The 9,215-nt window shown below is 73.9% G+C and carries 9 protein-coding genes; all 9 read left to right on the top strand.

Going from position 1 to position 9,215, the window contains the following annotated elements:
* The first annotated feature begins 284 nt into the window (after positions 1-284).
* The 9 genes from GT045_RS13315 (at position 285) to GT045_RS13275 (ending at position 9,138) form a co-directional block, all read left to right on the top strand.
* On the top strand, positions 285-653 hold the full coding sequence (locus GT045_RS13315; protein WP_202527947.1) for a hypothetical protein: 369 nt from the start codon (positions 285-287) through the stop codon (positions 651-653).
* 473 nt (positions 654-1,126) lie between these two features.
* Positions 1,127-1,669, top strand: a complete 543-nt coding sequence (locus GT045_RS13310) for a DUF2617 family protein (RefSeq protein ID WP_161334290.1) — start codon at positions 1,127-1,129, stop codon at positions 1,667-1,669.
* 79 nt (positions 1,670-1,748) lie between these two features.
* Entirely contained in the window at positions 1,749-3,383 is a 1,635-nt protein-coding gene (locus GT045_RS13305; protein ID WP_161334289.1) for a polyamine aminopropyltransferase, read from the top strand.
* Between the two features lie 59 nt (positions 3,384-3,442).
* Entirely contained in the window at positions 3,443-4,399 is a 957-nt protein-coding gene (locus GT045_RS13300; protein ID WP_161334288.1) for an SRPBCC family protein, read from the top strand.
* 116 nt (positions 4,400-4,515) lie between these two features.
* Positions 4,516-5,304, top strand: coding sequence for an aldose 1-epimerase (locus GT045_RS13295; RefSeq protein WP_161290258.1), 789 nt, complete (start codon positions 4,516-4,518; stop codon positions 5,302-5,304).
* Positions 5,305-5,314: 10 nt separating this feature from the next.
* Complete coding sequence (pyrE, locus tag GT045_RS13290) at positions 5,315-5,863, top strand: orotate phosphoribosyltransferase (protein WP_161290260.1); 549 nt, start codon at positions 5,315-5,317, stop codon at positions 5,861-5,863.
* Positions 5,864-6,018: 155 nt separating this feature from the next.
* Entirely contained in the window at positions 6,019-7,041 is a 1,023-nt protein-coding gene (gene fbaA, locus GT045_RS13285) for a class II fructose-bisphosphate aldolase (RefSeq protein ID WP_161290262.1), read from the top strand.
* Between the two features lie 63 nt (positions 7,042-7,104).
* Positions 7,105-8,559, top strand: coding sequence for an MFS transporter (locus GT045_RS13280; protein ID WP_161334287.1), 1,455 nt, complete (start codon positions 7,105-7,107; stop codon positions 8,557-8,559).
* Positions 8,560-8,724: 165 nt separating this feature from the next.
* Positions 8,725-9,138: a DUF3151 domain-containing protein gene (locus GT045_RS13275; RefSeq protein ID WP_161295866.1), complete on the top strand. Its 414-nt coding sequence runs from the start codon at positions 8,725-8,727 to the stop codon at positions 9,136-9,138.
* The last annotated feature ends 77 nt before the right edge of the window (positions 9,139-9,215 follow it).

Genomic DNA, 9,215 nt, shown 5'->3' with positions numbered 1-9,215 from the left:
CGGTTGAACGTGTCGTGGGTTATCAGTGGGCAGCCTTGGCACGATCCCGTTGCATTCGGTCCGCCGGTCTTCCCGACATCGCAGTAGTCCGTCCGTCGCCTAGGACCCCTGTTTTGCCAATCCGTGCAGGTCAGGGACATGTTCCGAGTGACGATGCTCAGAAGTTGCTCAACTCTGCTTTCGGCGCCGTACCGGCCGGGCATCCCCCCGGCACCGCGCGAGACGCGGTGCCGGCGAGGCGCCCACGGGGGGCCGCTTCGGGGGAACGGAAGGAGGGGGACGCCGTGAGCGACAGCGTGATCGGGGGCATCATCCTGGCGGTGGCCGTGGTGGGCATCATCGCGGCGAGCCAGGCCCGGCGGAACCGGCGGGCCAGGGTGTCGCTGGGCAAGGGCGGCGGCGGACGACGGGGCTCGTACCGGCGGTCGTCGTCCTCGTCGTCCTCGTCGTCCTACGCGGGCGACGCGGGCGCGGCCGGCTGGTGGGTCGGTGGCGGTGACTCCGGCTCCTCGGGGGGCCACGGCGGACACCACGGCGGGCACTCCTGCGGAGGTTCCTCATCCTGCGGTGGCTCCTCGTCCTGCGGCGGGGGATCGTCGTGCGGTGGGGGTTCCTCGTGCGGCGGCGGGGGCGGATGCGGCGGAGGCAGCTGACACGGGGCAGCTGAGCTTCCGGAACGGGGGGACCGCATCCGGGCCGCACACGGGCGGGCGGCCGCCGGGCAGGACGTCCGGCGGGCGCTCGCCACGCTTGTTCCCCACACTCGCCACGCTTGTTTCTCGCGGCCGGCCTTGCGGGCCCGTTCGCCCGCGCTCAGCTGCCGGGCGCTCGTTCCCCGCGCTCGCCACACTTGTTCCCGGCGCCCGCCTCGCTCGTTCCCGGCGCCCGCCTCGCTCGTTCCCCGCGCTCGGCGCGCGCTCTGGTTGAACAGTTGAACTGTGCAGCCCTCTGAGGGATGGAAACCGCACGAAGTTGGGTAAAAACGCTGTGGCGTCGCCTCTGTTCATGATTCCCTCTAAATCGCCAACGCAGCCCCTCGGACGTCCCCACTGACTCCCCACCCGGCCGGGCCGGCTGGGCTGACATGGCCGAACTCCCCCTCATTGCGTGTTAGCGGAGCCGATCCATGCTCACGACCCTGAACACCTCCTACACCGATACGCGCGCTGCCGACCTCGCCTGGACCCTGGGCCGCGAACCGCTGCCCGCCCTGGCCACCCTCGACCTCGAACTCACCGGCTCCAAACTCCAGTTGCGCCTGCTCGGGGCATCCCACCAGGTGCTCCTGGAGGAAGAGGGCGGCCGCTGTTCGGAGACGGTCGCCTGCATCCCCGGCTCCAGCACCCCGCTGCCGCTGGGCGTCGCCAAGCGGGTCGACGACTGGGAGTACGAGTTCGCCGCCCGCGTGGAGGTGCTCACCCCCGGATCGTTCGCCGGCCGAGCCCAGGAACTGCTGGCCCTCGTCTCCGACCACCCGCACGGCCTCGCCGGCGTCTTCCCCGGCAGCCCGCACGCCTTCACCGCGATGCTCGCCCAGCGGCACGAGGGACAGGTGCACTGGCGGACCTGGCACGCCTACCCGCAGGACGGGCAGCTGGTCGCCACCCGGACCAGGGTCGGGAGGCGGGTGCCCGTGGCCCGGCCCGCCGATCACTTCGCACCGATATAAACCCGCCGCGCGTCAACTGCCCGCTTTTCCACACGTGTGGGTGACGAAGCGTCGCGAGTGCGTGACGTAACGTCGCAGCGTGATCGAACCGCACGCCCCCGCGCCTCCGGGCGCCCCGCCAAGCTGGACAGGCCCCGCACGGCTGCCCGTCCGGCCCGGCACCGGGCGGTTCCTGGTCCTCGTCTGCGTCTTCGTCTGCGCGGCCTGCGGACTCGTGTACGAACTCGAACTGGTCGCGTTCGCCTCGTACCTGATCGGCGACTCGGTCACCCAGGCGTCCGTGGTGCTGTCCGTGATGGTGTTCGCGATGGGCATCGGCTCCCTCGGCGCCAAGCGGCTGCGCTGGCACGCCGCGGCCGGCTTCGGGGCGGTCGAGTCGGTCCTCGCGCTGGTCGGCGGATGCAGCGCGATGGCGCTGTACGCGGTGTTCGCCTGGACCGCCGGCTGGGGCGGGATGTGGGCCGACGGGCCGCGCTGCCTGCTGGTCGCCTTCTCCCTCGCCATCGGCCTGCTCATCGGCGCCGAGGTCCCGCTGCTCATGGAACTGATCCAGCGCATCCGCCGGCAGGACGCGGGCGGCGCGGTGGCCGACCTGTTCGCCGCCGACTACGTGGGCGCCCTGGTCGGCGGCCTCGCCTTCCCCTTCCTCCTCCTGCCGTTCCTGGGCCAGCTGACCGGAGCGCTGCTGACCGGAGCGGTCAACGTGGTCGCGGGCGGCGCCCTCGTCCTCGGCCTCTTCCGCCGCGACCTCAGCCGGCGCGCCCGCTGGACGCTCCTGGTCGCCGGGCTCGTCGTCCTGGGCGTCCTCGGCTCCGCCGCCGCCCTCGCCGACGACTTCGAACGGGCCGCGCGCCGCGCCGTGTACGGCGGTGACGTCCGGGTGGCCGTGCGCACCGGCGTCCAGGAGGTCGTCCTGTCCGGCGGCACCCACGGCCGGCCACTCGACCTCTTCCTCGACGGCCGCCTGCGCGTCGGCGGCCGGGACCAGCACCGCTACCACGAGGCCCTGGTCGACCCGGCCCTGGCCGGCCCGCACGCCCGCGTCCTGATCCTCGGCGGCGGGGACGGCCTGGCCGCCCGCGAGGTGCTGCGCCACCGGGGGGTGCGCCGGGTCGATGTCGTCGACCTCGACCCGGGGCTGGTCGGCCTCGCCCGCCGGGGCCCCGGCCTGACCGCCGCCAACGGCCGCGCCCTCGCCGACCGGCGGGTCCACGTGGCCACCGCCGACGCCCTCGCCTGGCTGCGGACCGCGCGCGGGCCGGCGTACGACGTGGTGATCGCCGACCTGCCCGACCCGGGGATCACCGCCAGCACCAAGCTGTACTCCCAGGAGTTCTACGGCCTGGCCCGCCGGGTGCTGGCCGCGGACGGCCGCCTGGCGGTGCACGCCGGCCCCGTCGGCACCCGCCCCCGCGCGTACTGGACGGTCGCGGCGACCCTGCGCACGGCCGGCTTCGCGGTCTCCCCCTACCGGGTGACCGGCCGCGACTCCGGCTCCGCGACCGGCCCCGACCGCCCGACGGGGGCCGCCCGGCCGCCGTGCGACTGGGGCTTCCTGCTGGCGGCGCCGGGGCCCACCCCACCGCCCCTGCGGCTGGGCGCGGACCGCCCGCCCACCCTGACACCGGCCGGGCTCGCGGCGGACGGGCAGGCGGCGCGGCGGACCCGGATCACCGGACTGCCCGCGTCGACGCTGGTGCATCCGCGCTACTGAGCGCTTGTCGCCTTCACGGCCGGGTGAGTTCCGGTCACTACTGGGTAGGCTCAGCGGACATGGAGCACCAGGTGTTCGTCCCGGTCCCCGCCCAGAGGCTCGGCGCCGCGCTGGCCGACCCCGGACGCGTCGCGCGGGCGGTCCCGGGCCTGCAGCAGGACGCCGGTGCCGAACCGATCGCCGGACGGCTCAAGCTGCGCGTCGGCGGGCACTCCGTCACCTACCGGGGCGCCCTGCGGGTGACGGCCCGGGAGGACGGCACGTACGCCGTGGAGGGCGACGCCACCGAGGCCCGCGGCACCGGCTCGGTCAAGCTCGCCCTGACCCTGCGCCTCGCGGACGCCGACGGCGGCTGCACGGTCACGGTCGAGGGCACGGCCGACGCGGACGGCCGGATCGCCGAACTGCCGTCGGACGCGGTGACCTCGGCGGCCACCAGGCTGCTGGACCGGTGCGTGGAGGGCCTGGCGGCGGACCGGGACGAGCGGCGGCCCGAGCCGGACGAAGCCGGGGCCGAGCCCGGGAGCACGGACGCCGTGCCGGGTGCGGGTGGTGACTCCGGGGCCGGACGCCCTTCCGTCTTCGACACGGAGGTCCCCCCGCCGTCCCTGGACCCGGAATCAGACCCGGACCCGCAACCGGACCGGCGGCCGGAACCGCAACCGGATCGGCAGCCGGAACCGCAACCGGATCAGCGGCCGGAACCGGAATCCGACCCGGAATCGGACCCGGACGGGGAGGCGGGTGCCGGCGCCGGTGCCCAGTACCCGGACCGGTCCACCGGGGACTTCGCCGACACCGGTGAACCGCCCGCCGAGGCCGCGCACGCGCGCCGCACGATGATCGGCCGCAGCGCCGAGGAGGTCGACCACGCCCCGCCCCGGGGCCGGTACGCCCCCGTCCCCGCCCCCCAGCCGATGACGGCGACGTCGGCACTGCGCTGGGCGGCACCGGCGGCGGCCCTCGCCGTGGCGTCGGCGATCGTCGTGTCCAAGGCACTGCGCAGACGCCGCTGAGCGCGGGCCCGCGCGGACACCGCCGAGCGCGGGCGCCGTCCGGGGCCACGGCCGGCCGCACGGGCGACCGCCACATGCCCGCATGCCCCGGCCGGTCCCCGCAGTACTGTCATCCCGTGAGTAACGAAGACATCACGCTGACAGCGGGCGGCGCCGAGGTACGCGTCAGCCCCGGCAACGGCGGCCGTATCAGCGGCCTCGAGGTCGACTCCCTGGAACTGCTGAGGCAAGGACAGCGCTACGGCTGTTTCCCGATGGTGCCCTGGTGCGGGCGGATCCGGGACGGACGCTTCCTGGACGGCGCCACCGTCCGCCAGATGCCGCTCAACGCCCCGCCGCACGCCATCCACGGCACCGCACGCGACGGCGCCTGGCGAACCGCGCGCGTCACCGGGAACGAGGCGGTGATCACGCACGAACTGTCGGACCCCTGGCCGCACGCCGGCCGGGTCACCCAGATCGTCACGCTCGCCGAGGACGCCCTCACCCTGACGATGTCCGTGGAGACGTACGACGACTCCTTCCCGGCGCAGATCGGCTGGCACCCCTGGTTCAACCGCGGCCTCGGCGGCACCGACGTCCGGCTCGACTTCGCGCCCGCCTGGCAGGAGGAGCGCGGGGACGACCACCTGCCCACCGGCAACCGGATCGACCGGAAGCCGGGCCCCTGGGACGACTGCTTCGGCATGCCCGACGGAGTCGACGTCACCCTCACCTGGCCGGGACGGCTGGAGTTGAAGGTGACGAGCCGCGAGCAGTGGGTGGTCGTCTACGACGAGCAGGCCGAGGCCGTGTGCGTCGAACCGCAGACCGGCCCGCCCAACGGCCTGAACACCCACCCGCGCCTGGTCACCCCGCTGGAGCCGCTGGAGGCCACGACCACCTGGAGCTGGCGCCGCCTCTAAGCTGGTCGGCATGACGGACGTACGAGCTGACCTCCTGCAGCAGATCAAGGACAAGGCCGTGGTGCACGGCAAGGTGACCCTCTCCTCCGGTCTGGAGGCCGACTACTACGTCGACCTGCGCCGCGTCACCCTCGACGGCGAGGCCGCCCCGCTGGTCGGCCAGGTGCTGCTGGACCTGACCGCGGACCTGGAGTTCGACGCCGTCGGCGGGCTCACCATGGGCGCCGACCCGGTCGCCGGCGCCATGCTGCACGCCGCCGCCGCGCGCGGGCGCAGGCTGGACGCCTTCGTCGTCCGCAAGGCCGCGAAGGCGCACGGGATGCAGCGGCGCGTCGAGGGCCCGGACATCGCGGGCCGACGGGTGCTGGTGGTGGAGGACACCTCCACCACCGGCGGCTCCCCGCTGACCGCGGTGGAGGCCGTGCGCGAGGCCGGGGCCGAGGTCGTCGCCGTCGCGACCATCGTGGACCGGGCCACCGGCGCCGCCGAGAAGATCGAGGCCGGCGCGGGTGTGCCCTACCGCTTCGCCTTCTCCAAGGACGAACTGGGCCTGGACTGACATCCGGGCTGACACGCCTCCGCGGACCGGACCCGGCGGGGGCATGGACCAGCGCCCCGTGTCTGGAAAGATGGGGGCGACGATGACGTCACCCCCAAGGTCTAGGTCAGGGCCGTAACGCAGCACGCCGACCCGCACACTCAAGGAGCGGACAGATGCCCATCGCAACCCCCGAGGTCTACAACGAGATGCTCGACCGGGCGAAGGCAGGCAAGTTCGCCTACCCGGCCATCAACGTCACCTCGAGCCAGACCCTGAACGCGGCGCTGCGCGGCTTCGCGGAGGCTGAGAGCGACGGCATCGTCCAGATCTCGACCGGCGGTGCCGAGTTCCTCGGCGGGCAGTACAGCAAGGACATGGTGACCGGCGCGGTCGCGCTCGCCGAGTACGCGCACATCATCGCCGAGAAGTACCCGGTCAACATCGCGCTGCACACGGACCACTGCCCGAAGGACAAGCTCGACGGGTACGTGCGTCCGCTGATCGCGCTCTCCAAGAAGCGCGTCGACGCCGGTCTCGGCCCGCTGTTCCAGTCGCACATGTGGGACGGCTCGGCCGAGACGCTCGCCGACAACCTGCAGATCGCGCAGGAGCTGCTGGAGCAGGCCCGCGCCGCCCGGATCATCCTCGAGGTGGAGATCACCCCGACCGGCGGTGAGGAGGACGGCGTCTCCCACGAGATCAACGACTCCCTCTACACCACGGTCGACGACGCGATCCGCACCGCCGAGGCCCTCGGCCTGGGCGAGAAGGGCCGCTACCTGCTGGCCGCCTCCTTCGGCAACGTGCACGGCGTGTACAAGCCGGGCAACGTCGTCCTGCGTCCCGAGCTGCTGAAGGAGCTGAACGAGGGCGTCGCCGCCCGGTTCGGCAAGGAGTCCCCGTTCGACTTCGTCTTCCACGGCGGCTCCGGCTCCACCGAGCAGGAGATCCAGACCGCGCTGGAGAACGGCGTCGTGAAGATGAACCTCGACACCGACACCCAGTACGCCTTCACCCGCCCGGTCGCCGGTCACATGTTCGCCAACTACGACGGCGTCCTGAAGATCGACGGCGAGGTCGGCAACAAGAAGGCCTACGACCCGCGGACCTGGGGCAAGCTGGCCGAGGCGAGCATGGCCGCGCGTGTCGTCGAGGCCACGCAGCACCTGCGCTCGGCGGGCACCAAGATCAAGTAAGCGGTGTCCCGCAACGGGCCCGGCGGCTGTCACGGCCGCCGGGCCCGCTGTATACCTGGGAGCATGCCCGATGTCCGGCTGGCCTCGTCCCAGGGCAAGTGGATCCTGCTCACCACGATCCTCGGTTCCAGCATGGCGCTGCTGGACTCCACCGTGGTCAACGTCGCCCTGCCGCGCATCGGCCGCGACCTGGACGCCGACCTCGCCGCGCTCCAGTGGACGGTCAACGCGTACATGGTCACGCTGGCCGGTCTCATCCTGCTGGGCGGCTCCCTCGGGGACCGGTTCGGCCGCCGCAAGGTCTTCGTGCTGGGAGTCGTGTGGTTCGCCGCCGCCTCCCTGCTGTGCGGGCTCTCGCCGAACCCGCCCGTACTGATCGCCGCCCGGGCGTTGCAGGGTGTCGGCGGCGCCCTCCTCACCCCCGGCTCCCTCGCGCTCATCCAGGCGTCCTTCCACCCCGACGACCGCAGCCGGGCGGTCGGCCTGTGGTCCGGCTTCGGCGGCATCGGCGCCGCCGTCGGCCCGTTCCTGGGCGGCTGGCTGGTGGCCGGGCCCGGCTGGCGCTGGGTGTTCCTGCTCAACGTGCCGCTGGCGCTGCTGTGCGTGCCGGTCGCGCTCCGGCACGTGCCCGAGTCGGGCGACGGCCGTGTCCACGGCCGTTTCGACATCCTCGGCGCCGGGCTGGGCGCCCTGGCCCTCGCCCTCGTGACGTACGCGCTCATCGAGGCCAGGACCGGTTCCCCGGCGGTCGTCCTGAGCGGGGTGGCGGGTCTCGCGGCGGCGGGGGCCTTCGTGTTCGTGGAACGGCACCGCGACGAGCCGATGCTGCCGCCGGACATCTTCGCCTCGCGCCAGTTCACGGCCGTCAACCTCGTCACCCTGTGCGTGTACGCGGCCTTCGGCGGCTTCTTCTTCCTCACCGCGCTCCAGCTCCAGGTGGTGGCGGGCTACTCGCCGCTCGCCGCCGGTACCGCCCTGCTGCCCACCACGGCCCTGATGCTGCTGTTCTCGTCCCGCTCGGGTGCCCTCGCCGACCGCACGGGCCCGCGCCTGCCGCTGACGGTCGGCCCGCTGCTGTGCGCGGCGGCGATGCTGCTGATGCTGCGGGTGGGGGAGGACGCGGACTACCTCACCGACGTGCTCCCCGCGCTGCTCGTGATGGGGGCCGGCATGGTCACTCTGGTCGCCCCGCTGACCGCCACGGTCCTCGCCTCCGTCGACACCGCCCGGGCGGGTCTGGCCAGCGGCATCAACAACGCGGCGGCACGGGCCGCGGGCCTGGTGGCCGTGGCGGCACTGCCCCTGCTGGCCGGGATGGGGCCGGAGGCGTACCGGTCGGCCCCGGCGTTCGACGCGGCGTTCGACCGGGCCATGCCGATCTGCTCCGGGGTGCTGGTGCTGGGCTCGGTGCTGGCGTTCGCCCTGGTCCGCCGTCCGGGACCGGAGTGCTGCCGCCCGCAGTGCCGCACCCACGGCAGCGTGACCGCGCCGCCGCTGGAGGGTGGGCGACGGGGGTAGGGGTACGCCCGGAGACGGGAACGGGCGCGGGGGCGCGCGGTCGTGGGGGCCAGGGCGGGCGCGGGGTGGGCGTCGGGGTGCCGGCGGGGCGGTGACGCGGGCGCGGGACGGGCGACCGTACCCCGCGCCTCGGCCGTGCAGGTCGCCGTGCGCCAGACTGAACCCATGACGATTCACCAGAACCTCCTGGGCGGTCCGCCCCCGACCCACCTGCCCGACGAACCGGAGCCCCGCGAACTGCTCGCCCAGGGCACCGCGCCGGCCGACGTCGCCGCCAAGTGCCCCACCTCCTCCCTCGCGTGGGCCCAGCTGGCCGACGAGGCGTTCGAGCGGGGCTCGGTCGTGGAGTCGTACGCCTACGCCCGCACGGGTTACCACCGGGGCCTGGACGCCCTGCGCCGCAACGGCTGGAAGGGCCACGGACCGGTGCCGTGGGAGCACGAGCCCAACCGCGGCTTCCTGCGCGCCCTGCACGCCCTCGCCCGCGCCGCGCAGTCGATCGGCGAGCAGGAGGAGTACGAGCGCTGCTCGCAGTTCCTGAAGGACTCCTCCCCGACGGCCGCCCAGACCCTGGGCTGACCCGGAGCGGACACCAGGGGCACCGGCGGGGCCCGTCCGGCGGCGGACGGACCCCGCCGGTGGCCCGCCCGGCGCCT

It is taken from the genome of Streptomyces sp. SID486, from assembly GCF_009865385.1.
GTDB lineage: Bacteria > Actinomycetota > Actinomycetes > Streptomycetales > Streptomycetaceae > Streptomyces.
Note: the sequence above shows the minus strand (reverse complement) of the source record. Positions and strands in the feature narration are given on the sequence as shown.

What these genes read in the sequence shown, in the direction of transcription:
- GT045_RS13310 (WP_161334290.1), top strand. Translation starts at nt 1,127, where the DNA reads ATGCTCACGACCCTGAACACCTCCTACACCGATACGCGCGCTGCCGAC.
- GT045_RS13300 (WP_161334288.1), top strand. Translation starts at nt 3,443, where the DNA reads ATGGAGCACCAGGTGTTCGTCCCGGTCCCCGCCCAGAGGCTCGGCGCC.
- pyrE (WP_161290260.1), top strand. Translation starts at nt 5,315, where the DNA reads ATGACGGACGTACGAGCTGACCTCCTGCAGCAGATCAAGGACAAGGCC.
- fbaA (WP_161290262.1), top strand. Translation starts at nt 6,019, where the DNA reads ATGCCCATCGCAACCCCCGAGGTCTACAACGAGATGCTCGACCGGGCG.
- GT045_RS13280 (WP_161334287.1), top strand. Translation starts at nt 7,105, where the DNA reads ATGCCCGATGTCCGGCTGGCCTCGTCCCAGGGCAAGTGGATCCTGCTC.
- GT045_RS13275 (WP_161295866.1), top strand. Translation starts at nt 8,725, where the DNA reads ATGACGATTCACCAGAACCTCCTGGGCGGTCCGCCCCCGACCCACCTG.